Below are 25,360 nucleotides of genomic sequence, written 5' to 3'. Positions count from 1 at the left end.
CCTCAGGCGGCCTGTATATTATCGTCCGCCTGACCGCTCATATAGTCAGGGAACCACGATCTGTGTGCTTTTGTCAGGTCTGCTACAGATATGGAGAGTAGACGCCCAATCGTCAATGCACTGCCGCCAACTGTCCCGAGCTTGCGGAAGGGAACGCCGCAACCTTCAGCATTCAGCGTGATGATATTGGCCATCTCCGGCGAGGCGGCGACGAGATAGCGCGCCTGGTCTTCGCCGAAGAGCAGGGCGTGCGGGGTGGTCTCGCCGATTTCGACGCTCGCGCCCTTGCCCGAAGACATGCACATCTCGCTGAGGGCGATCGCCAGGCCGCCGTCGGAAAGATCGTGGCAGGCCGTTACCTGTTCGTTGCGAATGGCGGAGCGCACGAAATTGCCGTTGCGCCTCTCTGCGACAAGATCAACGGCCGGAGCCGGACCGTCGGCGCGGCCATGCAGGTCGCGCAGGTAGATCGACTGACCGAGGTGCGTACCATCGCCGCCAAGCAGGACCAGCACGTCGCCATCGCGCATGCCGCCGATCCTGGCGGTCTTTGTCCAGTCCGGGATGAGGCCCACGCCGGCAATGGTCGGCGTCGGCAAGATCGCCTGGCCATTGGTCTCGTTGTAGAGCGAGACATTGCCCGATACGATCGGGAAGGCCAATGCGCGGCAGGCGTCGCCGATGCCGCCGACAGCCTTGACGAGCTGGCCCATGATTTCCGGCCGTTCCGGATTGCCGAAGTTGAGGTTGTCGGTCGCGGCCAATGGTTCCGCGCCGACGGCGGTGAGGTTGCGCCAGCATTCGGCGACCGCCTGCTTGCCGCCCTCATAGGGGTCGGCTTCGCAATAGCGCGGTGTGACGTCGGAAGAAAAGGCGAGCGCCTTGCTCCGGTGGCCTTCGACACGCACGACACCGGCGTCGCCGCCGGGAAGCTGCAGCGAATTGCCCTGGATCAGCGTGTCATATTGTTCATAGACCCAGCGGCGCGAGGAGAGATCGGGTGAGCCGATCATCTGCAGCAGCGCCGCGCCGTAGTCTGCGACTTCAGGAACATTGGCGGCGGGGAGCGGCGCATGCTTGCCCGGCTCCATCCACGGACGGTCATATTCCGGCGCCTGATCGCCGAGATCCTTGATCGGCAGATTGGCGACTTCCTCGCCATCATGCAGCACGCGGAAGCGCAGATCGTCGGTCGTATGACCGACAATGGCGAAATCCAGGCCCCACTTCCTGAAGATGCCTTCGGCTTCTTCTTCCTTTTCGGGGCGCAGCACCATGAGCATGCGCTCCTGGCTTTCGGACAGCATCATTTCATAGGCGGTCATGCGTTCTTCGCGCACGGGAACGGAATTGAGATTGAGCTCGATGCCGAGATTGCCCTTGGCGCCCATTTCGACGGCCGAGCAGGTGAGGCCGGCCGCGCCCATGTCCTGAATGGCGATGACAGCGCCGGAAGCCATGAGTTCGAGCGAGGCTTCAAGCAGGCATTTTTCGGTGAAGGGATCGCCTACCTGCACTGTCGGGCGCTTTTCGTCGATCAATTCGTCGAATTCCGCCGATGCCATCGTCGCGCCGCCGACGCCGTCACGGCCGGTCTTTGCGCCGAGATAGACGACGGGAAGGCCGACGCCCTTGGCTTCCGACAGGAAGATCGCGTCGGTCTTGGCGAGACCTGCAGCAAAGGCATTGACGAGAATATTGCCATTGTAGCGGGCGTCGAAATTGACCTCACCGCCAACCGTCGGCACGCCGAACGAATTGCCATAGCCGCCAACGCCTTCGACGACACCGGATACGAGGTGACGTGTCTTTGGATGCGAGGGTTCGCCAAAGCGCAGCGCATTCATCGCGGCAATCGGGCGTGCGCCCATGGTGAACACATCGCGCAGGATACCGCCAACGCCTGTCGCCGCACCCTGATAGGGCTCGATATAGGACGGGTGATTGTGGCTCTCCATCTTGAAGACCACGCAATCGCCGTCGCCGATATCGACGACGCCGGCATTTTCACCGGGCCCCTGGATGACCTGCGGTCCGGTGGTCGGCAGCGTCCGCAGCCACTTCTTCGAGGATTTGTACGAGCAGTGCTCGTTCCACATGGCGGAAAAGATTCCAAGCTCGGTGAAGCTTGGCTCGCGCCCGATCAGGTCGAGGATGCGTTGATATTCATCCGGCTTCAGCCCATGCGAGGCAACGAGTTCCGGTGTGATCTTGACGGTGTTGGAAATGGTCATGGGTCCTGGAATATCCGTGCGCGGTTCGACTAGCTCACCATGAGGGGCGGCTTTTGGCCTCTCTTTAACCCATGTAGTGCTGCGGCGCGACAGGAAAATGGTTGGAATCAACAGAGAGGCTCAGTGGCGCTTGTTCGCATTGACGGCCAAGCGTAACTTCTTCCGGCACAAGCAATAAATGCCGTTTTTTGAAAGGGAAACAAAATGTCGGGAAGACTGGCGGGCAAGGTGGCGATCATTTCCGGCGGAGCGACCGGAATGGGCGGGGCAGCATCCAGGCTCTTCGCAGCGGAGGGCGCAAAAGTGGCGATTATCGACCGCAATGAACAGGCGTCCGCGGCGACGGTATCGGAGATCGCCGCCGCCGGCGGGCAGGCTGCGTATTTCGTCGCCGATGTCTCAGATGAAGCGCAGGTGCAAAAGGCGGTCGCCGGTGCGGCTCAGGCGTTCGGCAATGTCACAGTGCTTTTCAATCATGCCGGTACGATTGTGATCAAGCCGTTCCTGGAAACGACGGTGGAAGAATGGGATTGGCTGCACGCGGTCAATGTGCGCTCGATGTATCTGATGACGCGCGCCGTCATTCCCCACATGCTTGAGGCCGGTGGCGGGTCGATCGTCTGCACCTCGTCCATTTCAGCTGTCGCGGCCACGCCGATGGAAGTGCTTTACGATACGACCAAGGGCGCCTGCCACATGTTCGCGCGGGCCATTGCAGTCGAATTTCGCGACCGCAATATCCGCTGCAACGCGGTCTGCCCGGGCTTCATCCGGACGCCGCATGGCCTGCGCGAAGTGGATGAACTGCAGAAGAGGGGCGTCGACGTCTCGGACGAGGCGATGACCGCGGCACAAGGGCGCATCGGCGAGCCGGAGGAAGTGGCGCGGGCCGCCCTGTTCCTTGCCAGCGACGAGGCGAGCTTCATTACCGGCACGCACCTCTTCGTCGACAATGGGTTTACGGCGATCTGAGGCGAAGCGTGTTCGATACAGTTCTTGAACTGGAGTGCCGGAGCGTCTCATGCAAGAGTGTCATTGGGCCACCGAAGTACAGGTCAAACGACCTGATATAAAGGGAGTTAGGACAATGACGGTTTACCTGATCGCAGACGTCAAGATAACGGATGACAAGTGGGTGCCGGAATACGCTGCGATGGTACATGAGATCGTGCACAAGCACGGCGGCAAATATCTGGCACGCAGCGGCAATATAAAGGTGCTGGAAGGCGATCCTCTGGATACGACCCTCATTGCCATTCTGCAGTTCCCGACCTCAGAAACAGCCGAGGCTTTCGCCAACGACCCGGAATACGCCGCATATGCCAAGGCTCGCCAGGACGGCAGCGACAGCCGCTTCCAGCTCATCGATGATACGGATATTGCCGGAACGATCCCGTATCTCGGCAAGGGGTGAGGAGGTAATTCTCAAGGGCAGATGCCGATTATCTCTCCCCTTTGCGGGAGAGAAAGGGTTTTCTTGGATTTAGCTTCTCGCTAAATCCTTGGAAAATCCAAGTGAGGGGATTGTTGTGGTCATCAATTTGAAATCCCCTTGCGATTTCTAGCACTTAGCAAGAACTAAGATGCTGAAATCGCATTCTCCCCCACGAGGGGGGAGATAAACGCTGCGGTCAGGAATAACTGTCGTAACTCGCATTGTCGGTTTCCATGAGCCGGCGCAGGATGGTGAAGCCCTGTTGCAGTTCTTCGCGCGTCCTCGGCACCGTAAGTCCCAGCCTTACCCGGTGGAATACCTTCTCGGTACGGCCCGGTTTGAATTCGTCCTCGTCGTCGATCAGCACGCCTTCATTCAGCGCGGCGTTCTTGAAGGTGCCGGAGAGCCAGGGGTCTGGCAGCTTCATCCACAGAAACGGCGAAAGGGGTTGAGAGATGAAATCCATGCCAGCGAAGGCTGACCGGGCGATCGCCTCTCGCGCCGTCACTTCCGTCTGCACCTTGGCACGGATGGCGTCGGCCTCGCCGCAATTGACGATCTGCGCGCCAAGCTCGGCCATGAGGAACGGCATGCCTCCGCTGACCATCTTGTGGGCAGTGAGCACACGTGCGGCAAGGTGAGGCGGGCAGGCGACCCAGCCGCCGCGAACGCCCGCGGCGACGGATTTTGACAGGCCGCCAATGTGGAACGTGCGTTCCGGCGCCAGATCGGCGATCTTCACGTGATCGTGCCGCGTGAGCGATCCGTAGATCTCGTCCTCGATGATCCAGACATTGTAGCGCCGGGCTATCTCGACAATGGCATGGCGATCCTCTTCCGGCATGGTGGTGGCGGTTGGATTGTGCAGCGAAGGCATCAGAAACACGAGCTTCGGGTGCTGCTGGGCGCAATGCCGCTCGAAATCATCGGGTGTCAGACTGCCGTTCTGCGTCTGCATGATGATGCTGCGGCGGCCCATGAGGTTGACGCTGCGCGCCGCCGAACAATAGGTCAGGTCTTCGAAGGCAATCCTGTCGCCGGGAACGGTAATTGCCGCGATCACCGCAAGAATTGCTGAATGCGCACCCAGCGTCGGCACGATCGAGGCTGGCTCCGGCACCCACCCTGCGGCAGATAGCCATTTGCTTCCCGCTTCCTGCCAGGACGCGGGGAGGGTGCGGGAATAGCTGGAAATCTCGCTTGGGTATTGCTTGGTGATCTGTGCCAGCAGGCGTTCCATCGCGTCGGCTTGTCCAACCTCGATTGCTGCCGTGCTGTCCATGCGGATCTTGCCGGGCACGGCAACCGGTCCGCGTGTGCCGCCAAACGGTTCGGTATTCTGTGGCGGTACCAGCGATGTTTCCTTGTGATCCGTCACATAGGTCCCGCGCCCGACCTCGCCGCTGACAAGCCCGCGTTCGCGGATGAGATTGTAGGCGCGCCCCACCGTGCCGATGGTCACGCCGATATCAAAGGCCAGATTGCGCTGCGGCGGCAATTTTGTGCCCGGCGCCAGAATACCCTCGGCGATGTCGGATTCAATTCGTTCAGCCAGCCGCAAATACAGCGGGCCTTTGCCTTGTTCAAGATCAGGAAGCCAATTTGTCATGGTGACAATTATTACATTGCGATTCCAATTGAGTCAATTCATACAATAATTGCACATATAAGAGACAATTGGACCTCCCAAGGACAAGACAATGAGTACAATAGATACAATTAGAAGGCGCGGTGGCTCGGAAATCCACAAAGCATCGACCGGCAACCGCGGATTGGTACGCACAATCTCGGCTCTTTCTGCCTGGTATGGCAATGCAATGGTCAAGCGCCGGACGCGGCTCCATCTCAGCGAGCTCAGCGATGAGCTGCTGAAAGATGTCGGCATCGCGCCTGCCGATGCCCGGCGCGAGTTCGGGCGGCCCTTCTGGGATTAAGAATTCTGCTCAGGTGCTGCCTGAGCAGAATGACCTGTTGCCCGTGATCTAGCTGTTTGCCGAACAGGAGGGCTGCCCGCCGGCCCAACGGCGGACGTCGGAAGCAATGCGATTGCCGGACGAATGCATCATGAGCGGGCCGAATACCTCGACCTTGGCGGGGTTGCCTTCCGCATGGACAACAAGGAGCGGACGTCCGCCCGGATTGCTCGCAGGCACCACCAGGATGCGCGGCCTTCCCGAATAGGAATCAAGTTCCGGTGCCAGCCGATAGGGCTTGAAGCTTGAATCTCCCGATTTGAACCAGCAGCTATTTGCCGCGAGCGCCACACGTTCCATCGTTGGCAGCGCGGCCTTCTCCGAGTTGAACGCCAGGCTGCCTGGTCCTGGCTTGGCCTTGGACTGGCATCCGGCAACCGCCGCAAGCGCGATCATTACGGCGATACCGATTATCGGCGTTTTCATGCATTGTCTCCACTGCTGCGCCGTGCGTCCTTGGCGCACCAAGGACGCAGCAGCATTTTGAATTAGGGGCGATCAGGCAGACTCGAGTTCACCCTGGAACACTTTGAGGCCATCCGTCATCTCGTACCAGACCAGCGATAGCACCGGATCCTGAACAATAAGTTGCTGATAGGCATCAAATTTCGGATAGGGATCGAGAAGGTTTTCGCGGCCCGATATCTTGCGGAAATTGTTGAAGATGAAGCGTGTTGGCGTCAGCCAGGCATCGGCAAGGGTCATCTGCTCGCCCAGTGCGTAAGGGCCATGGCCGAGACGTTTTTCGGTTTCCGTCAAGCCGGTTTCCATCTGCTTGAACAGCTTGGAAATCCGCGTCTCATCCTTCGACTTGAGATAGATAAGCTCGAACAGCTCCATCATCGGTGCAAGGACTTCGAGTTCGGCAGCGCGCGCCGTCATGCGCACGATGGCGCGATCGCGGGAATCGGCCGGCAGCAGCGAAGGTTCGGGAAAATGTTCTTCCAGGTATTCGGCAATCACCGGTGCCTCGACGATGGTGAGGCCAGAACCGGTGATCAGAACGGGAATGCGGTTGAAGGGGGAGATGGCGCGGAACTCTTCCGGGATCGGAAAGCCTTGTGGCGGCGCGACGATCTTGATTGGCGCTTGCTTGTAATAAGCGATGCAGCGGACGATGGAGGAGTAGGGGGATAGCGGCCGCGAGTAGAGTTTCATTGAGCGTTCCTCCGTTTGAGCCGTTTTTCTGGCTTATGCAAACACTGCTTCGACCAAGCGTATAGGAATGCCCGCAGAGATCAAGGAAGACGGAAGGGATTGATGATGTGAAGCTGGCTATCGATGATCATGCCATCTTGCATGTCCTCGGACCAGAGAACATCGCATCCGCTGAGTTTGGCGGAGGCAATTATGAGTGCGTCAAAAATTTGGAAGCCGTACCGTTCAGCAATGACAATCGCTTCATCATGGACATCAAGGTCCATGGGCACCACGATCGGGCAGAGAATACGGATCGACGAAAGCGCATCACCAATTTCGCCCCAGTTCATGTTGAGTTTGCGGCGAGCAACATTGGTAAACTCGTTCAGGATCTGCACCCCGATCGTGCAACCTTGGGCAAGGAGTTCCTGCGCCCTATGGCTGCGTGGATCCTCTGCAAAAGCATAAATCAGGACATTGGTATCCAGAAACTCACCTGGCATTGGCTTCGTCACGATCGAATTTCCAGTCGCTGGGTAGTTTCTTTCCGAAAGCGCGAATACGTTCTAGCGCACGCTCGCGGCTGCGATCATGTGCGATATCGAAGGTGCGCTCGTCCGCCACGCGGATTTCAATCTCGGTGCCTTCCACCAGGCCCAATGCGTCCACAACCGTTGCAGGCAATCGGATGGCGAGGCTATTACCCCATTTGGCGACACGCATGATGAGCTCCTTTAGGATATACACAGAACAATGTATATCCTAAAGGCTATTCAGTCAATAACTCAGGCGGCAACCCCGAGAATGCCTGCAAACAGCGCACGGCCGTCGGTTCCGCCGTGAGCCGCTTCGATCAGGTTTTCCGGATGCGGCATCAGGCCGAGAACATTGCCGTTCTCGTTGATGACACCGGCGATATCATTGATCGAGCCATTCGGATTGGTGCCTTCCGCATAGCGGAAAACCACTTGGCCATTGCCCTCGACGCGCGCCAATGTCTCTTCATCGGCAAAGTAATTGCCGTCATGATGGGCGACAGGGCTGCGGATGATCTGGCCATGCGAATAACCACGGGTGAACGCGGTATTGGCGTTCGTCACTTCGAGCTTAACTTCGCGGCAGACGAATTTCAGCGAAGCATTGCGCATCAATGCGCCAGGCAGCAAGCCTGCTTCCACCAGGATCTGGAAGCCGTTGCAAACGCCCATCACCATGACGCCCTTGCCGGCTTTCTCGCGGATCGCCTGCATGACCGGCATGCGTGCGGCAATCGCGCCGCAGCGCAGATAGTCGCCGTAGGAAAAGCCGCCGGGAATGACAATCAGATCGACATCGGGGATTTCCGTGTCGGTCTGCCAGACCGTGTGCGGCGCAACGCCGGAAATCTTCGTCAGCGCCGCAATCATGTCGCGGTCGCGGTTGAGGCCGGGAAGGAGGACAACTGCTGATTTCATGGGTGTGGTTCAAACCTTGCTTGTGCTTCTGCGAGTTCCCGAAATTCGAGACGGTTTTCGATACGGTCGAGGCGATCGTCGTGCTGATGCATCATTGTGTAGATGTTATTGATGTCGCTCTGGCAAGCTTGAATCAACAGACGCAGGGCACCGGTTTCATTTCGTAAATCCCGAATCCCTGAATCGGCCTTGTCGACGCGATGATGAAAGCGGCGCAGAAGTTCTTGAATAAATTCCTGTGTCGCCTCAGACATGGTTCGCCTCAATGCTTTCGAAGCGATCTCCAAACAGTCTCTTCTTTAAAGCATCGTTTTTGGCTTGCCCTGCAGCAAGTTCTTTATTGGTCTCCCGCATGAAGGACACAAGTTCCTGCAGGTCTTCCAGGGTTTCTTGCAGGCGTTTATCAAGTTCAAGGATCTCTTCGTAGATCATTTCGTTGGTGATAGTGCCCATGGCGAGATCCTTGAAAAGTCATCAATCAATAGCGAAACTATAATCCTCGATCACCGTATTTGCGAGGAGCTTTTCGCACATCGCCTTGAGGTTCGCCTCGGCCTTGGAACGGTCCGTCGTGTCGAGTTCGACATCGAAAACCTTGCCCTGGCGCACGGAGCCGACGCCATCGAAACCGAGACTGCCCAGCGCGCCGACAATTGCCTTGCCCTGCGGGTCAAGAACGCCATTCTTCAAGGTTACAGTGACACGTGCCTTCATCGACTTGTCTTCTCCAGTGCTATTTGACCAAGACGGGCCCGGCCGGGCGCGTCGGTTCGTTTTCATTCATGATGCCGAGACGGCGCGCGACTTCCTGATAGGCCTCGATGAGACCGCCCATATCGCGGCGGAACCGGTCCTTGTCCATCTTCTCGGCGGTCTGGCTGTCCCAGAGGCGGGCGGAATCCGGCGAGAACTCGTCGGCAAGAACGATACGCATCAGGTCGCCCTCGTAGAGGCGGCCGCATTCGATCTTGAAATCGACGAGCTGTATGCCGACGCCAAGAAACAGGCCGCTCAGGAAATCATTGACGCGGATGGCAAGCGCCATGATGTCGTCGATTTCCTGCGGGGCGGCCCAGCCGAACGCAGTGATGTGCTCTTCCGATACCATCGGGTCGTCAAGCTCGTCATTCTTGTAGTAGAACTCGATGATCGACCGCGGCAATACCGTGCCTTCCTCGATGCCGAGGCGCTTTGCCAGCGAGCCGGCGGCGATATTGCGCACCACCACCTGCAGCGGGATGATCTCGACTTCCTTGATCAGCTGCTCGCGCATGTTGAGGCGGCGGATAAAGTGCGTCGGAATCCCCATGCGGTTGAGCTGGCTGAAGATATATTCGGAAATGCGGTTGTTCAGGACGCCCTTGCCGTCGATGACTTCGGTCTTCTTCGGGTGTAGCACGGTGGTATCGTCTTTGAAGTGCTGGACGAGTGTGCCTGGTTCTGGTCCTTCGTAAAGGATTTTGGCTTTGCCTTCGTAGACACGGCGGCGACGGTTCATTGCGGATTCTCTGGTATTGGAGTTATCGGTCGGCCCCGGGTATGATGCAGTGCCGTCATGTTGGCGCGCTAACTATCTTAAATGCAAGCATTCTACAATGATCCTTTATGGAGGTCCCCCGAATTATGGGATATATGGGACTATGGAGCTCCAACGACAATGTGACCTCATACCCCTCAAGGTGTATAATTTGAGCCTTTCGATTTTCTGGAGAACGGTTATATGAAAATGAAGAGCGACAAACATTGGGGATTTGCCTGAAAAACGCCCAACCTCCCAATGTAGACTAGCGTGGAAGTAACCGATCATTTTGCGGGAGCAAGAGAGGATGACAATGGAAGATCGCAAGAACGCCTTTGAAAACAAGTATGCGCACGACGCAGAAGTGCGTTTCAGGGCGGAAGCACGGCGGAACAAGCTTCTCGGCCTTTGGGCGGCGGAAAAGCTCGGCAAGACCGGCGAAGAGGCCGAAGCCTATGCGAAAGAAGTCATCAAGGCGGATTTCCAGGAAGCTGGCGACGATGATGTCTTCCGCAAGATCCGCGCCGATTTCGATGCGGCCGGCATCGACAAATCCGACCATCGCATTCGCCGCACCATGGAAGAACTTATGATCGAGGCCATTCGCCAGATTGAAAAGTCCTGATTCTTCGAAGATTTCCATCGAAAGCCCGGCCATCGCGCCGGGCTTTTTGCTTGCTGAAATTACAGAAATCCTCACGCTTATACGTAACTATTTGATTATGAAATAATATTGATCATCAAACAATAATAACCATTTTAGATTACTCACGCATGATCTGGATGTAATTAAAAGTTACTACGACAGGCAAAGATAAGGCGTATGATGTATCTGTAGTTGCGGGGTGACAGGCCCTGGGAGGATACCGGCCGCGCAACCCTTTGAGGAGGGCCGGACGATGGCCACACAACTTGCAGCTTCAATCCTGAATGAACTCGATATTTATAACGGGCCTTGGGTCACATTTCCGGTTAATCCATTGCTTCCGGTCGTTCAGGGGACGACCGGTCACGATGACATGAAAATTGTCAGCGTGGTGAATGCTACCGTCAACGGCGATGATGGCAATGACCGGATCGACGCGAGCACTGCTCCCATCGGCGTGGCGAATTTTTTCAATGGCGGCGCTGGTAGCGACCAGATCTTTGGTAATAATGGTGTCAACACCATCAATGGCGGTGACGGTAATGATCTCATTGAAGGTCTTGGTGGCGCCGATATTCTCAATGGCGGTGCCGGTCGCGACGACACCCTCAGCTATGAACATTCGCGCTCAGGCGTAACCATCGATCTGACGCCGAATGGTATCAATATCACCGCAGCCAGTGGTGGTGATGCCACGCTGGATCTGGTTGCCGCCAACACTTTCGAAAACGTCGTGGGATCGGCTTCCGCTGACACCATCACTGGGACCAACGCCCCTTCCATTCTCGAGGGCAATGATCTGTTTGGGCTCGGAGGGAATGATACGCTAAACGGCAAGGACGGTTTCGATCGACTCTGGGGCGGCGATGGCGACGATACCCTCATTGGTGGCTTAGGCAGGGACAAGATGCTTGGAGAAGCGGGTAAGGATACCTTCGTATATCAGAGTGTTAGGGATGCTGTTTCAGCGCTTGGCTTCGACGATACAGTTGGTGATTTTTCTTTTATGCAGGGAGACAAGATAGATTTGAGCCTTATTGATGCTGCATGGGAGCAGGTAGGTAATCAGGCATTTACATTCATTGGCGCAGAATCTCGACCCGGGCCTAAATGAACTCAGTTATTCCGTTGACTCCCTTGGTGTTTACTCGATCAGGGGCAATACTTCGAGCGGTTCTGGCGGAGGCATCGAACTTCAATTCGTCGTTGTATCGCCCGAGGGACCTCCAACCACGGCGATGTTCATATTATAACTGAGTAAAGACTACATGGGCGGTGATTTCACCGCCCTGTCATTCGGCCCTTGACCCGCGTCGCTCGCCATTTGCATTATGGCTTGTCGTAACGAGGTTGAGAATCATGCCGCTTGCATCACGCCTCAGGGCTGGGGAAACCATCTATTCGGCCTGGTCGAACCTGACCGACCCGCTTGTCATGGAAGCGCTGTGCCGGACATCGCTCGATGCGGTGCTGCTCGACATGCAGCATGGCGCGCATGATACGGCGAGCATTGTTGCTTTGACTGGCATCATCCGGGCGGCCCAAAAGCATACGCTGGTGCGCGTTCCGGTCGGACGGTTCGACATGGCGAGCCGTGCGCTCGATATGGGTGCCGAAGCGGTTATTGCGCCGATGATCAACAGCGTGCACGATGCACGGCTCTTTGCCGCCGCGATGAAATACCCGCCGCTGGGCGAACGCTCCTGGGGGCAGCTGCGCGGCCGTCCAGGCAGCTATGGCGCGGGCGGGTCGGGCAGTTATTTGCGCGAGGTCAACGACGCGACGCTGTCTTTCGCCATGATCGAAACCCGCGCCGCCTATGAATCGCTCGACGATATTCTGGCGGTCGAAGGCATTGATGGCGTGTTTGTCGGCCCATCGGACTTCTCCATAGCCTGGAGCAACGGGGCCGAGGTCGACGCGGGTTCCGAAGCCATCATCGAGCCGCTGACACGGATTGCAGTCAAGGCGAAGGGCGCAGGCAAGCTTTGCGGCATCTACGCTGCGGCGCCCGCTCTGGCACAGCGCTTTGTTGGGCTCGGCTATAGCTATATCCCGCTCAGCGTCGATACTGCCTATCTGACCCTCGGCGTGCAGTCACTGGTGGACGCAGTAAAGGCGTAAGTTTCTTTCCGGCAGACCCTGGCGAAACGTCACAACCGCGACAGAAACTGGGCAAACACCATCGAGCCTTCCGGCCAGGGGCCATGACCGCTTTCAGAATTGAGATGGCCGCTGTCGCCGGCATCGACGATCATTGAGCCCCAGGATGCGGCGAGATCGTCCGCCACGTCATAGCTGCAATAGTGGTCGTTGTGGCTGGCGACGACAATTGACGGGAAGGTGAATGGCTCGCGCGGGTAGGGGCCGAACGTCATCAGGTGCTTTGGCCGGATCTTCGGGTTGGAAACGTCCGGCGGCGTCACCAGGAAAGCGCCCTTCACCTTGTCGCCGATCTCGGGAATAGCGTGGATGAAAGTCGGCACGCCAAGCGAATGCGCAACGACGACGACGGGCCGCGTCGCTGCCTTGATGGATTTGACCACCTCGGCCACCCAATCCTCGCGCACGGGTTTCGTCCATTCCGCCTGCTCGACGCGGCGCGCTGTCGATAGCTTCGACTCCCAGCGCGTCTGCCAGTGATCGGGGCCGGAATTGGTATAACCGGGAACAATGAGAATATCTGCGTCTTTGACCTTCATGCGCCCGTATTTAGGAAAAATGGCGGGAGATCGCAATATGCAAGCGAATGCCGGCCACAGCTCATGCTGCGTCGGTCACGTCGCATCTTGGGGTTGCAAAGAGATCGCGGCCAGTGGCGCGCGCAGTGTCCAAATGCAAAGCCGGATCCAGCGTTTCCGATTCGAGCAGGAGTTCTGACGTGGCGACGCATGCACCACAATAGTCGAAGATCCCGTGGTCGATCTGCGTCTTCATGGCGCTGGCATAGCCATGACGGGCATAGGCTCCCGCGTCGCTGCCTCCAATGCCGACGAGATGGACCCGCAGGTGACGAAGCTTCTTGACCAGCTTGGCATCCGGGCGGAAGTCGAATGCCCAGCCATTGGCGAAAACGCGATCGATCCATCCCTTGAGGAGCGCTGGCATCGACCACCAGTAGACGGGAAAGATGAGTACGAGTGCATCGGCGCGATCGATCCTCGCCTGCTCGGCGGCAACATCGGCCGGAGGCGGCGCCAATCGGCGATGGACGGCAAGGTCAGCCGCGGTGAACCTTGGATCGAAAGCTTCGGCCACAAGGTCTGCGATTTCGAAAGTATTGTCCGGGGCGGACAGCGATATGCCCTCGGCAACATGCGCGGCGATGGCATGACTGAGCGACTTGGGATCGGGATGCGCGACAACGATAAGCGCGTGCATGTTGAATACTCCTGCTGACTGATTGCGGACGAAGGCCTTAGGCTGTATACTTTTAGTAGGCTACATTAGGTAAGTTACTTTTGGTATATAAGCATGTCAAGCGCTGAAACGAGAGAAATGCTTTCCGGTTCGCCGCTGCGCCGCCGCTTGTCGAGGGATGATCGGCACCGCCAGCTTCTGGATGTGGCATGGCGGCTGGTTCGTGAGGAGGGAACGGAAGCCTTGACGCTCGGTCGGGTCGCCGGGCAAGCAGGCGTTGCAAAACCCGTCGTATACGACCATTTCGGAACGCGGCCAGGGCTGCTCGCTGCGCTCTACCAGGAATACGACGCCCGTCAGACAGCGCTGATGGACTCAGCGCTTCAGGCAAGCGAACCGGTGCTGGCGCAGAGGGCTGCTGTCATTGCGTCTTCTTACGTGGACTGCGTGCTTAGCCAGGGCCGCGAGATACCCGGCGTGAGCGCGGCACTCGCCGGTTCACCGGAACTCGAAAAGATCAAGCGCGCATACGAAGCGGCATTCATCGAGAAGTGCCGCATTGTCCTCACGCCGTTCGCGGGAGCAGGCGATATCGCTTCGGCTGCTCTTTGGGCGATGCTTGGAGCGGCCGAGGCCCTGTCCTATGCCGCAGCGACCGGAGAAATCACGGCGTCGGAGGCCCAGGATGAACTCTTCGAAACCATCGTCGCGATGGTCGCCAGAAGCACAAGCGGCAGCACTCGGCCAAACATCCGATAGACAAAGGTCCGCCGTACGGTCGATGGAGATGCTGCCTAACGGCCTTCACCCTTGCCCCAGTGAGTGCTAGCATCGCGCCGATTCCATTTGCGGAGACAGGCATGACGATATTGGTCACGGGCAGTTCTGGTCATTTGGGCGAGGCGCTGGTTCGCGTCTTGCAGGAGCGGGGAAAGGAAGTTGTCGGGCTCGATATTGCCGAAGGTCCATACACGACGCATACCGGCTCGGTCGTGGACCGGCCTTTCGTCAAGAACTGCATGGCGGGCGTGACGGCCGTGTTTCATGCGGCGACGCTGCACAAGCCGCATGTCGCCACCCACGCGCGGCAGGAATTCATCGATACCAATATTACCGGTACGCTCAATCTTCTGGAAACGGCTGCGGCGGCGGAGGTTCGATCCTTCATTTATACCAGTACGACGAGCGTCTTCGGCGATGCGCTGATCCCGCCGGATGACGAACCGGCGGCGTGGATCACCGAGGATGTCCGGCCGATACCGAAGAATATCTACGGCGTCACCAAAGCTGCCGCCGAAGATCTGTGCCAGTTGTTCAACCGGAACCAGGGGCTCGCGACGATGGTGCTGCGGACATCTCGTTTCTTTCCTGAAGAGGACGACAACAGGAGTGTCCGCGATGGCTTTGCCGACGAAAATATCAAGTTGAATGAATTTCTCTACCGGCGCGCCGACATCGAAGATATCGTCAGTGCACATTTGCTGGCGGCCGAAAAAGCGCCTGAACTTGGTTTTCGGCGCTATATCATCAGCGCGACAACGCCCTTCACGCCGGACGATTTGCCTGATTTGCGGCACGATGCTCCGCGCGCCGTGCAACGGCATGTTCCCGAATATGAGCAGGAGTTCGAGCGGCGCGGCTGGAGGATGCTCGAGAGCATTGACCGCGTCTATGTCAACGAGCGGGCGCGGATCGAGCTCGGCTGGCAGCCGCGTTATGATTTCCGGTTTCTGATCGAGCGGCTGGCGGCGGGCAAAGATATGCGCAGTCCGCTGGCCCAACTGATCGGATCGAAAGGCTATCACGCCGAGAGCTTTTCGGAAGGGCCTTATCCGGTGGAATAGGCCTTGGGTTCAACAATCCGGTAAACAATCTAGCGCTATGTGTTCACTGTTTGTGAACAAGCTGTTCGCTGGCACATGGCTTGTTTCGGGCGTGGATAAATCCGACTTTATCAGCAACGAAACGGATATGTTACGAAGGGATGCGCATGAAGCTCACACGCCGGGATGTGGTTGGTGGTGCGGCGGCCCTTGTGGCGATGGCGGGAAATGCCCGCGCGGAGACAAAGATGGACAAGATTTCCTTTGCAGCGACAGCGCCGACCCATGTGTCGAAGGTTGGCATCAAGGCCAAGGACGCCGATGCGCTGTCGAAATATTACCAGGACGTCGTTGGTCTGCGGGAGATTTCGCGCAAGGGGCAGTCGGTCATCCTCGGGGCGGGCGAGACACCGCTGCTCGATATCGAGCAGGCCCCGGCTGTCCGCGCCGACGATCCGCACAGTGCCGGCCTTTATCATACCGCCTTCCTGTTGCCGGCCCGCGCCGATCTTGCCCGCTGGGCCAAACGGGCAATCGACAGGCGCACCCCCATTGTCGGCGCCTCGGATCATTTGGTCAGCGAGGCGATCTATCTGACCGATCCCGAGGGCAACGGTATCGAGATTTATGCCGATCGTCCGCACGAGAGCTGGAAATGGAACGGATCGTCGGTGGAGATGGCCACCGAGGCGCTCGATGTCGGCAATCTGCTTGGCGAGCCCGGCAGCGACATCCCTTGGGCCTCCGCGCCAGACGGCACGATGGTCGGCCATTTGCACCTGCGCGTCGGCAGCGCCAAGGAAGCGGAGGCCTGGTGGCAAAACGAACTCGGGTTGCAGACAGTTGCAGGGTATGGCGGCAGCGCCGTATTCATGTCGACCGGCGGCTATCACCACCACGTCGCCGCCAACTCCTGGCAGAGCCTGGGCGCCGGCCGCCGCGACAATGACCGCTCGGGTCTTGCCTGGGCCGAATTCAGCTCGGCCGATGCAAAAGACGAGCGAGAGATCGTCGATCCCTGGGGCAATGTCATCAGGATCGTGCCTGCAAAGGGTTAGTTGGCGCTTACGCGACCTCCTTCATCCTGAATTGCCACCTCTCCGTCATCCTCGGGCTTGACCCGAGGACCCACGGCTGAGCAGCGCCATGTGATCGCGTCGTGCTCCAACGGAATCCAGCCGGACGATTTCTCAGTGGTAAGCTGCCTCACCATTTTTCAATGACTGGACGCCGCCAAAATGGTGGATATCGCCTCGCTCCTTTGCCATGGGTCCTCGGGTCAAGCCCGAGGATGACGGAGAGGCAGGTATTTGAAGATAAAGCGGGAGGTCCGTACCCGCCGGTACGGCACTTCAACGCATTGCAACGCCAGGGACGCAAAATCCCGGAAAAATTAATCGAACGCTCGTTCAATTAATTCTCCCGATCACTCGGTTTTAACTGGCGGTTCCTCGCTGTGTTCGGAGACAAAACCGCTATTCCGACCGATCAATTGCTCAAGTCAGAGCAACCCTCACCCAAGAAGAGGCGATTCTGGCTCGAGCAACCGCGAAAATTGCCAGGTTTCTTCAACCGATGGCTTTAATTCAGTTGTTGCCAGTTGCCTCAAACACGCGCTTGAAAATCGTATCGACATGTTTGGTGTGATAGCCGAGGTCGAACTTCTCGCGGATCGTTTCCTCCGGGAGGGCAGCGCGGACGTCCGCATCAGCGAGCAATTCCTCCAGGAAATCCTTGCCGTGTTCCCAGACCTTCATGGCGTTGCGCTGGACCAGGCGGTAGGAATCCTCGCGGGAAACCCCAGCCTGCGTCAGCGCCAGCAGCACCCGCTGTGAATGGATCAGGCCACGGAACTTGTTCATGTTTTTCAGCATGTTATCCGGATAAACCAACAGCTTTTCGATAACGCCGACCATGCGTGCCAGCGCAAAATCGAGGGTGATGGTCGCATCCGGACCAATCATGCGCTCCACGGACGAGTGCGAAATATCGCGCTCATGCCAGAGCGCCACGTTTTCCATTGCCGGCAGGGCAAAGGCGCGGACCATGCGGGCGAGGCCGGTCATGTTTTCGGTCAGCACCGGATTGCGCTTGTGCGGCATGGCGGAGGAGCCTTTTTGCCCGGGTGAAAAGTACTCTTCGGCTTCCAGAACCTCGGTCCGCTGCAGGTGGCGGATCTCGACGGACAGCCGTTCGATTGATGAGGCTATGACACCCAAGGTTGCGAAGTACATGGCGTGACGGTCGCGCGGTATGACCTGCGTCGAAACCGGTTCTGCCTGCATTCCCAATGCCTTGGCGACGTGTTCTTCCACGCGCGGATCGATATTGGCAAAGGTGCCAACTGCGCCGGAGATGGCGCAGGTTGCAATCTCCGCGCGTGCCGCCACCAGACGGGTACGGCAGCGCTCGAACTCGGCATAGGCTTGCGCCAGCTTGACGCCGAAGGTGGTCGGCTCGGCATGGATGCCATGGCTGCGGCCGATGGTGACGGTGTCCTTGTGCTCGAAGGCCCGCGTCTTCAGGGCGGCGAGAAGCTTGTCCAGATCGTCAAGCAGGATGTCGCTGGCGCGCATCAGCTGTACATTGAAGCAGGTGTCGAGCACGTCGGATGAGGTCATGCCCTGGTGCACGAAACGTGCATCAGGTCCAACGATTTCCGCCAAATGTGTAAGGAAAGCAATGACATCGTGCTTGGTCTCGCGTTCGATCTCATCAATGCGATCGATGTCGAAAGTGGCCGCTCCGCCCTTTTCCCAGATCGTTTTCGCCGCCTCCTTTGGAATGACGCCGAGTTCCGCGAGGGCGTCGCAGGCATGGGCTTCAATTTCGAACCAAATGCGGAACTTCGTTTCTGGAGACCAGATGGCGACCATTTCAGGCCGCGAATAGCGCGGGATCATATGTTTTCCTGTCGGCGGTGTTTATTGGCTTGAGGGCGGTCTAGCAGACCGGAGCCGTTCACTCAACGCTGCTCTTTTCGGATGCGGCGCTATTGGCGTTTGGTGACAGCCAGCCAGCGATAGTCCGGGCCTTCGAAACCCATTCCGCGGACGGCAATCATGACCGCTATCACCCGCTGTCCGTTGGGCGGGTAAAATGTCTGGACAGCGCCTATGCTGTAGCCTTGGGGGCAGCCGCGGCTTGCCGGTATCGATGTATCTTCATGCAGCAATTCAGGCTTGGCGTCTGCCCCGTCCTCGAGAAGCGTCAGGCGGAACCCTTTGATTTCACCGATGTTTTGGCACGTCTCGCTGGCCGGAACCGGGACTTCCTCAAGGCGCACGGTCAGTGCCGGGTCGATGGCCGGAAAGACCGGGCGTGGATTGACCTTGACCTTGAATGGATCGGCCGAGAGCTCGGTCACGGGATTGGCGCCGACCGTCTGGCCGGCATTCGACCGCAGTTCCTCATCGGTCAGCGAAGTCACGCCCTGCGCATCCAGACCGGCCTTGTTGCGGGCGTTCTCCAGCGAAGAATTCTCGTCGTCGAGCCTGACGCGGACCGGTGTCTTGGCGAGAAACTTGTCTCCCTCCGTGTCGATGTAGAACCGGTTCGAATAGGGGAAGCCCGAACCGTCCTGCACGCCATATTCTTCGAAAGCAAAGACGCTGCCATCCTTGGAAAAGCCGAGAATATCAAGCTTTGCCGCGTCTCCGGCCTGCGCCGCGATCGGCCACGAAGTCACGAGCAAGGTGACGAGGGCGCGGCGGAAACCCATCATGATCCTGTCACGCATGCACTGCGGATGAGGTCTATATTGGCGCGGTACGCGGCTTCGGATCCGCCCTTGTAGACGGCGGAACCGGCGACGAGCGCATTGGCCCCAGCCGCGGTGACCAGCGCCGCCGTTTCGGCGGTGATACCGCCATCGACTTCAAGATCGATCGGCCGACTACCGATCATCGCCTTGATTTTGCGTATCTTTTCCTGCGTTTCCGCGATGAACTTCTGGCCGCCGAAACCGGGGTTGACCGTCATGACGAGGATCAGGTCCACATCGTTCAGCACATACTCGATGACCGATTCAGGGGTCGCGGGATTGAGCGCGACGCCGGCCTTCTTGCCGAGGGTGCGGATTGCCTGCAGCGAGCGATGCAGATGCGGCCCCGCCTCCGCATGAATGGTGATAATGTCCGAACCGGCCTTGGCAAAAGCCTCGAGATAGGGATCACAAGGCGAAATCATCAGATGCGTGTCGAATACGGCATCGGTCAGCGGACGGATGGCTTTGACCACTTCCGGGCCGAAGGTGATATTGGGGACGAAGTGCCCGTCCATGACGTCGATGTGTATCCAGTCTGCGCCGGCCTGTAACACGGTGGTGACTTCCGCGCCAAGCTTGGAAAAGTCCGAAGCGAGTATGGACGGTGCGATGACGAGCGGACGGCTCATGGAGGATCTCCCGTAAGAATTTGTGCGCCGGTTACCACGGGTGACACCGTGGCACAATCGAAACCATCAGAGCCGTGACCGCCAAACCGGGAAGGGATCGTTGTCCGCAGGCGTTGCGGTATATACACCGCGCGCGATCGCACGCGCCATCGTTGAGGCCGCAGTGGCGCAAAGGTCAATGAATTCAGCGGTTTCTGGTGTTCTTCCGCTGGTTCCCGTGGCGAGCGTAAAAACCAGATCGCCGTCGAAAGGAGTGTGCGATGGCCAGATCGCCCGGGCAAATCCATCATGGGCGGCGATAGCGAGACGCTTGGCCTGCGCATTGGTCAATATCAAATCGGTGGCGACAACGCCGATCGTGGTATTCGCTTGCGGCGCTGGATCGTTGAACTTTGTCTTGATCTCGACAGCATCGGCAGGAAGCGGATGCGGCGGGCCAAGCCCGCCAAACTCGTCGCCGATTTCGAACGGCGCAGCCCAGAAATGCCTGCTTTTTCCGACAGTTACGGAGCCCAATGCATTGACGGCCACCAATGCGCCCACGGTCGTTCCGTTTTCCAGAAATGACGAAGCGGAGCCGAGGCCGCCCTTCAATCCCGCAACGGTTGCACCCGTTCCGGCACCGACCGTGCCGAGGTCAAAATCACGCGATGCCGATTGCGCGGCAGCGTAGCCAAGTTCGCGGTAGGGCGGGTAACGTCCCCATTCCTTGTCGCCGCCATTCAGAAGATCGAACAATATTGCAGCCGGGACGATGGGGATACGTTGCGTGCCGACTTCAAAGCCGATGCCCTTTTCGCGCAGGGCGGCCTGAACGCCGGACGCCGCATCAAGCCCGAAGGCTGATCCACCCGATAGAACCAGCGCATTGATCGCCTCGACCGTATTGTGCGGCTCTAGAAGGTCTGTTTCCCGTGTGCCCGGCGCGCCGCCGAGAACCTGGACGGCGGCAGTCGCGGGCATATCGCAAAGAATGACGGTGCTGCCGGACTTGATCCTGGCGTCCGAGGCATGGCCCACGCTCAAGCCTTCGACATCGGTGATGAGATTGCGCAGACCGGTCTTGATACTCATCAGTTGGTCTCCAGCACGAACTGGGTCCCATCATACTTCTGCAAGCGGTATGTGTCGGCAATCCGCTCTCCGGTCGTATTGAACTGTACCGGTCCAAGCGCCGTATCGAAAACATTCTTGCGGAGGAGTTCCGTCAGCGATCCGGCTTGCGCCTGCGCCGCGGTTAGGACCTGGATCGCAACTTCTGTGGCAGCGTAGGCCGGTACGGTATAGCCTTCCGGCACCTTTCCAGCGAGTTCGATGCCATTCTTGGCGTTACGCGCGCTTTCCAGCATCTGCGGCTCACGCGGGGCAATCATCAATGTGCCGGGGGCAAGGTCACTGCCATTGCCTTTGGCATTCAACGCTTCGCCGCTGGCGATGATCAGGGGGTAGCCAAGCGCCACGGCACTTCGGCCTATGGCAGCTACGTCGTCGCGTTCGCCGCCGACGAATACCTGGGTGGCGCCGGCACGTTTCAGGCGTGCAACCAGTGCATTCTGATTATCGAGACCGGGGCGATAGGTATCGGCGAAGACCGGTTTCAAGCCCTTCTCCTCAAGTCGGCCGCGCACACCGGATGCGAGTTCGCGCCCAAAGATCGTGCCATCATCGATGATGGCGAAGGGTGCCGAGTGCCAGAGTTCCGCAAGAATATCGCCGGTTTCGTTTGCTTCGTTGCGGTCCGATTGCGCAATCCTGAAAACGGGGTAAGGCTGTGCTGTCCGCAATTCCGTCAATGTCTGCGACCGCACACCGGGTGTGATGACAGGGATACCCTTTTGATTCAGGATGGGCAGGGCTGCTTCGAGCGATTCAGCGCAGAGAAAACCAATGACGAGCGTCACATTGGCCTGAACCATCTGCTTTGCGGCTGCTGTGCCACCCGCGGCATCACATTTGTCGTCGGCCGTGGCGATTGAGATCGTCTGTCCATCCTTGTTTGCAGCAACAGCAACGGTCACCCCATCCACCAATTGTGCACCGAGGCGCGCAAAGGAACCGGAAAGCGGCGCAATGACGCCGATCTTGTCTTCCGCATATGCGACACTGCAGAACAACAGGCAGAGGCCAAACGTTGCGGTGCGTATCATGGAATTCATTGCGAGAATGCCGTTTCCCTTTGGATGATATGATCTACACGTTTTCGGTAACCGTTTCCTTCACTCTGCGCAATCTAGGTCTATATAAAAGGAAGATATCGGAAAAAATAATCTGCCCCTATGGTTGAGACGCGTGTTGCGATAGTGATGGTTCAGACAACGGAATAGAATTGTGCTTATTGCCAAAGATCAGAAGATAGAGCCGCTCGCATTTCGTAATGCCATGAGCCATTTTGCCGAGGCGGTCCACATCTTGACCACGGATGGTCCGGCTGGGCGCCGTGGTGTGACGATTTCGGCAGTATGCTCGGTTTCGGACAATCCGGCGACCATGCTGGTTTGCCTCAACCGCAGCCATGAATTCAATCATCTCTTCATCGAAAATCAGGTATTTGCGCTAAACACCCTGTCAATCGGCCAGCAAGCACTTTCTGAAGCTTTTTCGGGGAAGGGCGAGCTTTCCCAGCAAGACAGATTTGCGCTCGGACGCTGGCAAACGCTCCAGACCGGAGCACCCGTGCTGATGGATGCACTGGCGAGTTTCGACTGCCGCATTATCTCAACGCACGAAGTTGCAACGCATTATGTGATCTATGGCAAGGTCACCGCCCTCAATACAGGTGAGCCCGGCCGCTCTTTGATCTATCTCAACCGCTCCTATCACAGTGCAGGAGACTAAGTCGTAAACGCTTATAGGAAGCAGAGACAATATGGCCGCAAAGTCAGTTTCGTCGTTGCCGCAATCAATCGAGGACACGATGGCCCTGCTTGAAGCAGGGGGCTATGTCGCGGACCGTTCTCTGGCAACAGTACTGTTTCTCAGTCTGCGCATGAAACGGCCGCTTTTCCTCGAAGGTGAGGCGGGCGTTGGCAAAACCGAGATCGCCAAGGTGCTTGCAGCAACGCTGGGCCGGCCATTGATCCGCCTGCAATGCTACGAAGGGCTGGACGTATCTTCGGCTGTCTATGAGTGGAACTATGCTGCCCAGATGATCGAGATCCGACTGGATGAAGCAAGCGGCAAAGTCGATAAATCGGCCATTGAACGCAATGTCTTCTCTGAAAAGTTTCTGATCCGCAGACCCGTCCTGCAGGCGCTGTCGGGTGAGCCAGGCAAAGCACCGGTCTTTCTGATCGATGAGCTTGACCGGACGGACGAGGCTTTCGAGGCGTTCCTGCTTGAGGTGCTGTCGGATTTTCAGGTCACGATCCCCGAGCTTGGTACGATCCGATCGGCCGAGCCGCCAATTGTGATCATCACCACAAACCGGACCCGTGAGATTCATGACGCCCTGAAACGCCGGTGTCTCTACCACTGGGTGGACTACCCGTCTGCGGAGCGGGAGCTTGAAATTGTTCGCCGCAAAGTACCGGCTGCCAATGAAAGGCTGTCGGATGAAATCGTCCGCTACGTGCAGAAACTGCGCGATATGGATCTGTTCAAGCTGCCCGGTGTTGCTGAAACGATCGACTGGGCGGGGGCGTTGACGGAAATGGACAAGCTCGCTCTCGATCCTGAAACGGTGTCGGATACGATTGGAGTTCTGCTTAAGTATCAGGACGATATCGCCCGGATTTCAGGCGGCGAGGGCCGGCGCATCCTGGACGAGGTGAAAGCTGAATTGAGCGCGGCGTGATATGGAAACGTTCGCCTCATCACCCGGGATAGCGCGGTCCGACAGCCGGCTCGCGGACAATATCGTGTATTTCGCTCGCACGCTGCGCAAGGCCGGATTGCGAGTTGGTCCGGCATCGGTCCGGGATGCCATTGAGGCCGTCCTGGCGGGAGGGATCGGCTCCCGTGACGATTTCTATTGGACGCTGCACAGCGTTCTCGTCACGAGGCGCGAAGATCACGCAACTTTTGACGAGGCGTTCCGGCTCTATTGGCGCTCCCGTGAATTGATCGAGAAAATGCTCGCCATGTTCTCGCCCGTCGCCATGGCGCGCGAACGGCCAAAGGCAAGAGCGGCGGAAGCCCGTGTTGCCGAGGCCCTCTTCAAGGGCGGTTCACGCAACGAACCGGGTGAACGGCCGCCGGAGGTCGATATCGATGCGCGATTTACGTTTTCCGGCAAAGAAGTGCTTCGGACAAAGGATTTCGCACAGATGTCGGCCGAAGAACTTAACCAGGCACGCCGTGCAATGGATCAGCTGGTACTGCCCGTCGACAAGGTAGAGACGCGGCGTTTCCGCAATGATCCCAAGGGCGGACGGATTGATCCGAGAGCGATGATGCGTACCAGTCTGCGCACGGGCGGCGATCTCATTCTCCCGAGATTCCGCACGCGGCGGGAAATGCAGCCACCGCTGGTCGTCCTTGCTGATATCTCCGGTTCGATGAGCCAGTATACCCGCATCTTTCTGCATTTCATGCATGCGATGATGGCGAAGCGCCGTCGTGTTCATTGTTTCGTTTTTGGCACGCGCCTGAGTAACATCACGCGGCCTTTGCGCTCCCGTGATCCCGATGATGCCATTGCCCATTGCGCTGGTGTCGTCCAGGACTGGTCGGGCGGTACGCGCATCGGCGAGACGCTGCGAGAGTTCAACCGGCATTGGTCGCGGCGCGTGCTTGGCCAGGGTGCGGTGGTATTGCTGATCACCGACGGACTGGAGCGTGAAGAAACCAGCGGGCTCGAAGCGGAGATGGAACGTTTGTCGAAATCCTGCCGGAGGCTGATCTGGCTCAATCCATTGCTCCGCTTTGAAGGTTTTGAGCCGCGTGCGCGTGGCGTAAAAGCTATGCTTCCCTACGTTGACGAATTCCGCGCCGTACACAATATGGATGCATTGGACGACTTGTGTAGAGCACTCAGCCGTCCGAATGACAAGAATGACGACCCGAAGCGCTGGTTGCACCGATATTGAAGTTTGTGGTACTGTCATACAATGCAAAGTCCTTCTGAAGAAATACGAGATCCGCTGCTGATCGCCGAGGGCTGGATGGCCGAAGGCCGTGATGTGGCAATCGCCACCGTCGTCGAAACATGGGGCTCGGCCCCGCGCCCGGTCGGGAGCCATCTGGTGATCGACGAAGCGGGAAACTTTGAAGGTTCGGTTTCCGGTGGATGCGTCGAGGGCTCAGTGATCACCGAGGCGATGGAGGTCATCAGCCAGGGCAAACCGCGCATGCTGGAATTCGGTGTCGCCGATGAGACGGCGTGGCAGGTCGGGTTGTCCTGCGGCGGACGTATCAAAGTCTATGTTGAACGGCTGGGTTGA

General features: G+C 58.1%; 31 protein-coding genes. 13 read left to right on the top strand and 18 right to left on the bottom strand.

Features of this window, described 5'->3' with window-relative positions; genetic code table 11:
- Window positions 1-2: 2 nt before the first annotated feature.
- Complete coding sequence (gene purL, locus N8E89_RS18295; RefSeq protein WP_262260701.1) at window positions 3-2,234, bottom strand: phosphoribosylformylglycinamidine synthase subunit PurL; 2,232 nt, start codon at window positions 2,232-2,234, stop codon at window positions 3-5.
- 204 nt (window positions 2,235-2,438) lie between these two features.
- Here purL and N8E89_RS18290 point away from each other — a divergent pair, with 204 nt between their 5' ends.
- On the top strand, window positions 2,439-3,206 hold the full coding sequence (locus tag N8E89_RS18290) for an SDR family NAD(P)-dependent oxidoreductase (protein ID WP_112759759.1): 768 nt from the start codon (window positions 2,439-2,441) through the stop codon (window positions 3,204-3,206).
- A 115-nt stretch (window positions 3,207-3,321) separates the two neighbouring features.
- Window positions 3,322-3,648 carry a DUF1330 domain-containing protein gene (locus tag N8E89_RS18285; RefSeq protein WP_106662991.1) on the top strand — a complete coding sequence of 109 codons (327 nt, stop codon included), beginning with the start codon at window positions 3,322-3,324 and terminating at the stop codon, window positions 3,646-3,648.
- Window positions 3,649-3,865: 217 nt separating this feature from the next.
- On the opposite strand, the gene N8E89_RS18280 is transcribed toward N8E89_RS18285, so the two are convergent.
- Window positions 3,866-5,278, bottom strand: a complete 1,413-nt coding sequence (locus N8E89_RS18280; RefSeq protein WP_262260700.1) for an aminotransferase-like domain-containing protein — start codon at window positions 5,276-5,278, stop codon at window positions 3,866-3,868.
- 91 nt (window positions 5,279-5,369) lie between these two features.
- On the opposite strand from N8E89_RS18280, the gene N8E89_RS18275 reads away from it, so the two are divergent.
- Window positions 5,370-5,603: a DUF1127 domain-containing protein gene (locus N8E89_RS18275; protein ID WP_106662993.1), complete on the top strand. Its 234-nt coding sequence runs from the start codon at window positions 5,370-5,372 to the stop codon at window positions 5,601-5,603.
- Window positions 5,604-5,651: 48 nt separating this feature from the next.
- Here the strand turns inward: N8E89_RS18275 and N8E89_RS18270 are convergent, their stop codons facing one another.
- From N8E89_RS18270 to purC, 9 genes are all read right to left on the bottom strand, one after another.
- Window positions 5,652-6,068 (bottom strand): hypothetical protein, encoded by a 417-nt coding sequence (locus N8E89_RS18270; RefSeq protein WP_113171422.1) that lies wholly within the window; start codon window positions 6,066-6,068, stop codon window positions 5,652-5,654.
- Window positions 6,069-6,140: 72 nt separating this feature from the next.
- Window positions 6,141-6,800, bottom strand: coding sequence for a glutathione S-transferase family protein (locus N8E89_RS18265; RefSeq protein WP_262260699.1), 660 nt, complete (start codon window positions 6,798-6,800; stop codon window positions 6,141-6,143).
- A gap of 80 nt (window positions 6,801-6,880) precedes the next feature.
- Window positions 6,881-7,297 (bottom strand): PIN domain-containing protein, encoded by a 417-nt coding sequence (locus N8E89_RS18260; protein ID WP_245448624.1) that lies wholly within the window; start codon window positions 7,295-7,297, stop codon window positions 6,881-6,883.
- Complete coding sequence (locus N8E89_RS18255; RefSeq protein ID WP_106662997.1) at window positions 7,275-7,505, bottom strand: AbrB/MazE/SpoVT family DNA-binding domain-containing protein; 231 nt, start codon at window positions 7,503-7,505, stop codon at window positions 7,275-7,277. The genes N8E89_RS18260 and N8E89_RS18255 overlap by 23 nt, the downstream gene beginning before the upstream one ends.
- 62 nt (window positions 7,506-7,567) lie before the next feature.
- Window positions 7,568-8,236, bottom strand: coding sequence for a phosphoribosylformylglycinamidine synthase subunit PurQ (purQ, locus tag N8E89_RS18250; protein ID WP_106662998.1), 669 nt, complete (start codon window positions 8,234-8,236; stop codon window positions 7,568-7,570).
- Window positions 8,233-8,490, bottom strand: a complete 258-nt coding sequence (locus tag N8E89_RS18245; protein WP_262260697.1) for a hypothetical protein — start codon at window positions 8,488-8,490, stop codon at window positions 8,233-8,235. Before N8E89_RS18245 ends, purQ begins: the two co-directional genes overlap by 4 nt.
- Window positions 8,483-8,689 (bottom strand): hypothetical protein, encoded by a 207-nt coding sequence (locus N8E89_RS18240; protein WP_099998661.1) that lies wholly within the window; start codon window positions 8,687-8,689, stop codon window positions 8,483-8,485. Before N8E89_RS18240 ends, N8E89_RS18245 begins: the two co-directional genes overlap by 8 nt.
- A 21-nt stretch (window positions 8,690-8,710) precedes the next feature.
- Window positions 8,711-8,950, bottom strand: a complete 240-nt coding sequence (gene purS, locus N8E89_RS18235) for a phosphoribosylformylglycinamidine synthase subunit PurS (RefSeq protein ID WP_106662999.1) — start codon at window positions 8,948-8,950, stop codon at window positions 8,711-8,713.
- 19 nt (window positions 8,951-8,969) lie between these two features.
- Window positions 8,970-9,734: a phosphoribosylaminoimidazolesuccinocarboxamide synthase gene (gene purC, locus N8E89_RS18230; protein ID WP_099998663.1), complete on the bottom strand. Its 765-nt coding sequence runs from the start codon at window positions 9,732-9,734 to the stop codon at window positions 8,970-8,972.
- A gap of 328 nt (window positions 9,735-10,062) precedes the next feature.
- Between purC and N8E89_RS18225 the strand changes: the two genes are divergently transcribed.
- The 3 genes from N8E89_RS18225 (at window position 10,063) to N8E89_RS18215 (ending at window position 12,525) form a co-directional block, all read left to right on the top strand.
- A complete protein-coding gene (locus N8E89_RS18225; protein ID WP_106663000.1) occupies window positions 10,063-10,380 on the top strand; it encodes a DUF1476 domain-containing protein in 318 nt (105 codons plus the stop codon).
- Window positions 10,381-10,654: 274 nt separating this feature from the next.
- Entirely contained in the window at window positions 10,655-11,515 is an 861-nt protein-coding gene (locus tag N8E89_RS18220; RefSeq protein WP_262260692.1) for a calcium-binding protein, read from the top strand.
- A gap of 245 nt (window positions 11,516-11,760) precedes the next feature.
- On the top strand, window positions 11,761-12,525 hold the full coding sequence (locus N8E89_RS18215) for an HpcH/HpaI aldolase family protein (RefSeq protein ID WP_262260691.1): 765 nt from the start codon (window positions 11,761-11,763) through the stop codon (window positions 12,523-12,525).
- A 29-nt stretch (window positions 12,526-12,554) separates the two neighbouring features.
- Here the strand turns inward: N8E89_RS18215 and N8E89_RS18210 are convergent, their stop codons facing one another.
- Both N8E89_RS18210 and N8E89_RS18205 read right to left on the bottom strand, forming a co-directional pair.
- Complete coding sequence (locus N8E89_RS18210; RefSeq protein WP_262260690.1) at window positions 12,555-13,103, bottom strand: RBBP9/YdeN family alpha/beta hydrolase; 549 nt, start codon at window positions 13,101-13,103, stop codon at window positions 12,555-12,557.
- 61 nt (window positions 13,104-13,164) lie between these two features.
- The gene (locus tag N8E89_RS18205; RefSeq protein WP_262260689.1) at window positions 13,165-13,782 is read right to left on the bottom strand and encodes an NAD(P)H-dependent oxidoreductase; all 618 of its coding nucleotides are present in this window, start codon (window positions 13,780-13,782) and stop codon (window positions 13,165-13,167) included.
- Window positions 13,783-13,875: 93 nt separating this feature from the next.
- Here N8E89_RS18205 and N8E89_RS18200 point away from each other — a divergent pair, with 93 nt between their 5' ends.
- The 3 genes from N8E89_RS18200 to N8E89_RS18190 all read left to right on the top strand — a co-directional run bounded on the left by N8E89_RS18200 (window position 13,876) and on the right by N8E89_RS18190 (window position 16,642).
- Entirely contained in the window at window positions 13,876-14,520 is a 645-nt protein-coding gene (locus N8E89_RS18200) for a TetR/AcrR family transcriptional regulator (protein WP_106663004.1), read from the top strand.
- A 101-nt stretch (window positions 14,521-14,621) separates the two neighbouring features.
- On the top strand, window positions 14,622-15,605 hold the full coding sequence (locus tag N8E89_RS18195) for an NAD-dependent epimerase/dehydratase family protein (RefSeq protein ID WP_262260688.1): 984 nt from the start codon (window positions 14,622-14,624) through the stop codon (window positions 15,603-15,605).
- Window positions 15,606-15,751: 146 nt separating this feature from the next.
- The gene (locus tag N8E89_RS18190; protein WP_410010323.1) at window positions 15,752-16,642 is read left to right on the top strand and encodes a VOC family protein; all 891 of its coding nucleotides are present in this window, start codon (window positions 15,752-15,754) and stop codon (window positions 16,640-16,642) included.
- A gap of 528 nt (window positions 16,643-17,170) precedes the next feature.
- Here the strand turns inward: N8E89_RS18190 and purB are convergent.
- The 5 genes from purB to N8E89_RS18165 all read right to left on the bottom strand — a co-directional run bounded on the left by purB (window position 17,171) and on the right by N8E89_RS18165 (window position 22,126).
- Complete coding sequence (gene purB / locus N8E89_RS18185) at window positions 17,171-18,487, bottom strand: adenylosuccinate lyase (RefSeq protein WP_112759777.1); 1,317 nt, start codon at window positions 18,485-18,487, stop codon at window positions 17,171-17,173.
- 89 nt (window positions 18,488-18,576) lie between these two features.
- Window positions 18,577-19,308 (bottom strand): DUF2259 domain-containing protein, encoded by a 732-nt coding sequence (locus N8E89_RS18180; RefSeq protein ID WP_262260685.1) that lies wholly within the window; start codon window positions 19,306-19,308, stop codon window positions 18,577-18,579.
- Entirely contained in the window at window positions 19,305-19,979 is a 675-nt protein-coding gene (gene rpe / locus N8E89_RS18175; RefSeq protein WP_113171430.1) for a ribulose-phosphate 3-epimerase, read from the bottom strand. Before rpe ends, N8E89_RS18180 begins: the two co-directional genes overlap by 4 nt.
- Window positions 19,980-20,045: 66 nt before the next feature.
- Complete coding sequence (locus N8E89_RS18170) at window positions 20,046-21,053, bottom strand: P1 family peptidase (protein WP_262260683.1); 1,008 nt, start codon at window positions 21,051-21,053, stop codon at window positions 20,046-20,048.
- Entirely contained in the window at window positions 21,053-22,126 is a 1,074-nt protein-coding gene (locus N8E89_RS18165) for a branched-chain amino acid ABC transporter substrate-binding protein (RefSeq protein WP_262260681.1), read from the bottom strand. Before N8E89_RS18165 ends, N8E89_RS18170 begins: the two co-directional genes overlap by 1 nt.
- Before the next feature lie 232 nt (window positions 22,127-22,358).
- On the opposite strand from N8E89_RS18165, the gene N8E89_RS18160 reads away from it, so the two are divergent.
- The 4 genes from N8E89_RS18160 (at window position 22,359) to N8E89_RS18145 (ending at window position 25,360) form a co-directional block, all read left to right on the top strand.
- A complete protein-coding gene (locus tag N8E89_RS18160; protein WP_106663322.1) occupies window positions 22,359-22,814 on the top strand; it encodes a flavin reductase in 456 nt (151 codons plus the stop codon).
- A gap of 79 nt (window positions 22,815-22,893) precedes the next feature.
- The gene (locus N8E89_RS18155; RefSeq protein WP_410010389.1) at window positions 22,894-23,772 is read left to right on the top strand and encodes an AAA family ATPase; all 879 of its coding nucleotides are present in this window, start codon (window positions 22,894-22,896) and stop codon (window positions 23,770-23,772) included.
- A 1-nt stretch (window position 23,773) separates the two neighbouring features.
- Complete coding sequence (locus N8E89_RS18150; RefSeq protein WP_106663011.1) at window positions 23,774-25,006, top strand: vWA domain-containing protein; 1,233 nt, start codon at window positions 23,774-23,776, stop codon at window positions 25,004-25,006.
- A 21-nt stretch (window positions 25,007-25,027) separates the two neighbouring features.
- Window positions 25,028-25,360 (top strand): XdhC family protein, encoded by a 333-nt coding sequence (locus N8E89_RS18145; RefSeq protein WP_106663012.1) that lies wholly within the window; start codon window positions 25,028-25,030, stop codon window positions 25,358-25,360.

It is taken from the genome of Phyllobacterium sp. A18/5-2 (genome assembly GCF_025452215.1).
Classification (GTDB): Bacteria; Pseudomonadota; Alphaproteobacteria; order Rhizobiales; family Rhizobiaceae; genus Phyllobacterium; species Phyllobacterium sophorae.
Note: the sequence above shows the minus strand (reverse complement) of the source record. Positions and strands in the feature narration are given on the sequence as shown.

What these genes read in the sequence shown, in the direction of transcription:
- purL (WP_262260701.1), bottom strand. Translation starts at nt 2,234, where the DNA reads ATGACCATTTCCAACACCGTCAAGATCACACCGGAACTCGTTGCCTCG.
- N8E89_RS18290 (WP_112759759.1), top strand. Translation starts at nt 2,439, where the DNA reads ATGTCGGGAAGACTGGCGGGCAAGGTGGCGATCATTTCCGGCGGAGCG.
- N8E89_RS18285 (WP_106662991.1), top strand. Translation starts at nt 3,322, where the DNA reads ATGACGGTTTACCTGATCGCAGACGTCAAGATAACGGATGACAAGTGG.
- N8E89_RS18280 (WP_262260700.1), bottom strand. Translation starts at nt 5,278, where the DNA reads ATGACAAATTGGCTTCCTGATCTTGAACAAGGCAAAGGCCCGCTGTAT.
- N8E89_RS18275 (WP_106662993.1), top strand. Translation starts at nt 5,370, where the DNA reads ATGAGTACAATAGATACAATTAGAAGGCGCGGTGGCTCGGAAATCCAC.
- N8E89_RS18270 (WP_113171422.1), bottom strand. Translation starts at nt 6,068, where the DNA reads ATGAAAACGCCGATAATCGGTATCGCCGTAATGATCGCGCTTGCGGCG.
- N8E89_RS18265 (WP_262260699.1), bottom strand. Translation starts at nt 6,800, where the DNA reads ATGAAACTCTACTCGCGGCCGCTATCCCCCTACTCCTCCATCGTCCGC.
- N8E89_RS18255 (WP_106662997.1), bottom strand. Translation starts at nt 7,505, where the DNA reads ATGCGTGTCGCCAAATGGGGTAATAGCCTCGCCATCCGATTGCCTGCA.
- purQ (WP_106662998.1), bottom strand. Translation starts at nt 8,236, where the DNA reads ATGAAATCAGCAGTTGTCCTCCTTCCCGGCCTCAACCGCGACCGCGAC.
- N8E89_RS18245 (WP_262260697.1), bottom strand. Translation starts at nt 8,490, where the DNA reads ATGTCTGAGGCGACACAGGAATTTATTCAAGAACTTCTGCGCCGCTTT.
- N8E89_RS18240 (WP_099998661.1), bottom strand. Translation starts at nt 8,689, where the DNA reads ATGGGCACTATCACCAACGAAATGATCTACGAAGAGATCCTTGAACTT.
- purS (WP_106662999.1), bottom strand. Translation starts at nt 8,950, where the DNA reads ATGAAGGCACGTGTCACTGTAACCTTGAAGAATGGCGTTCTTGACCCG.
- purC (WP_099998663.1), bottom strand. Translation starts at nt 9,734, where the DNA reads ATGAACCGTCGCCGCCGTGTCTACGAAGGCAAAGCCAAAATCCTTTAC.
- N8E89_RS18225 (WP_106663000.1), top strand. Translation starts at nt 10,063, where the DNA reads ATGACAATGGAAGATCGCAAGAACGCCTTTGAAAACAAGTATGCGCAC.
- N8E89_RS18220 (WP_262260692.1), top strand. Translation starts at nt 10,655, where the DNA reads ATGGCCACACAACTTGCAGCTTCAATCCTGAATGAACTCGATATTTAT.
- N8E89_RS18215 (WP_262260691.1), top strand. Translation starts at nt 11,761, where the DNA reads ATGCCGCTTGCATCACGCCTCAGGGCTGGGGAAACCATCTATTCGGCC.
- N8E89_RS18210 (WP_262260690.1), bottom strand. Translation starts at nt 13,103, where the DNA reads ATGAAGGTCAAAGACGCAGATATTCTCATTGTTCCCGGTTATACCAAT.
- N8E89_RS18205 (WP_262260689.1), bottom strand. Translation starts at nt 13,782, where the DNA reads ATGCACGCGCTTATCGTTGTCGCGCATCCCGATCCCAAGTCGCTCAGT.
- N8E89_RS18200 (WP_106663004.1), top strand. Translation starts at nt 13,876, where the DNA reads ATGTCAAGCGCTGAAACGAGAGAAATGCTTTCCGGTTCGCCGCTGCGC.
- N8E89_RS18195 (WP_262260688.1), top strand. Translation starts at nt 14,622, where the DNA reads ATGACGATATTGGTCACGGGCAGTTCTGGTCATTTGGGCGAGGCGCTG.
- N8E89_RS18190 (WP_410010323.1), top strand. Translation starts at nt 15,752, where the DNA reads ATGAAGCTCACACGCCGGGATGTGGTTGGTGGTGCGGCGGCCCTTGTG.
- purB (WP_112759777.1), bottom strand. Translation starts at nt 18,487, where the DNA reads ATGATCCCGCGCTATTCGCGGCCTGAAATGGTCGCCATCTGGTCTCCA.
- N8E89_RS18180 (WP_262260685.1), bottom strand. Translation starts at nt 19,308, where the DNA reads ATGATGGGTTTCCGCCGCGCCCTCGTCACCTTGCTCGTGACTTCGTGG.
- rpe (WP_113171430.1), bottom strand. Translation starts at nt 19,979, where the DNA reads ATGAGCCGTCCGCTCGTCATCGCACCGTCCATACTCGCTTCGGACTTT.
- N8E89_RS18170 (WP_262260683.1), bottom strand. Translation starts at nt 21,053, where the DNA reads ATGAGTATCAAGACCGGTCTGCGCAATCTCATCACCGATGTCGAAGGC.
- N8E89_RS18165 (WP_262260681.1), bottom strand. Translation starts at nt 22,126, where the DNA reads ATGATACGCACCGCAACGTTTGGCCTCTGCCTGTTGTTCTGCAGTGTC.
- N8E89_RS18160 (WP_106663322.1), top strand. Translation starts at nt 22,359, where the DNA reads ATGAGCCATTTTGCCGAGGCGGTCCACATCTTGACCACGGATGGTCCG.
- N8E89_RS18155 (WP_410010389.1), top strand. Translation starts at nt 22,894, where the DNA reads ATGGCCCTGCTTGAAGCAGGGGGCTATGTCGCGGACCGTTCTCTGGCA.
- N8E89_RS18150 (WP_106663011.1), top strand. Translation starts at nt 23,774, where the DNA reads ATGGAAACGTTCGCCTCATCACCCGGGATAGCGCGGTCCGACAGCCGG.
- N8E89_RS18145 (WP_106663012.1), top strand. Translation starts at nt 25,028, where the DNA reads ATGCAAAGTCCTTCTGAAGAAATACGAGATCCGCTGCTGATCGCCGAG.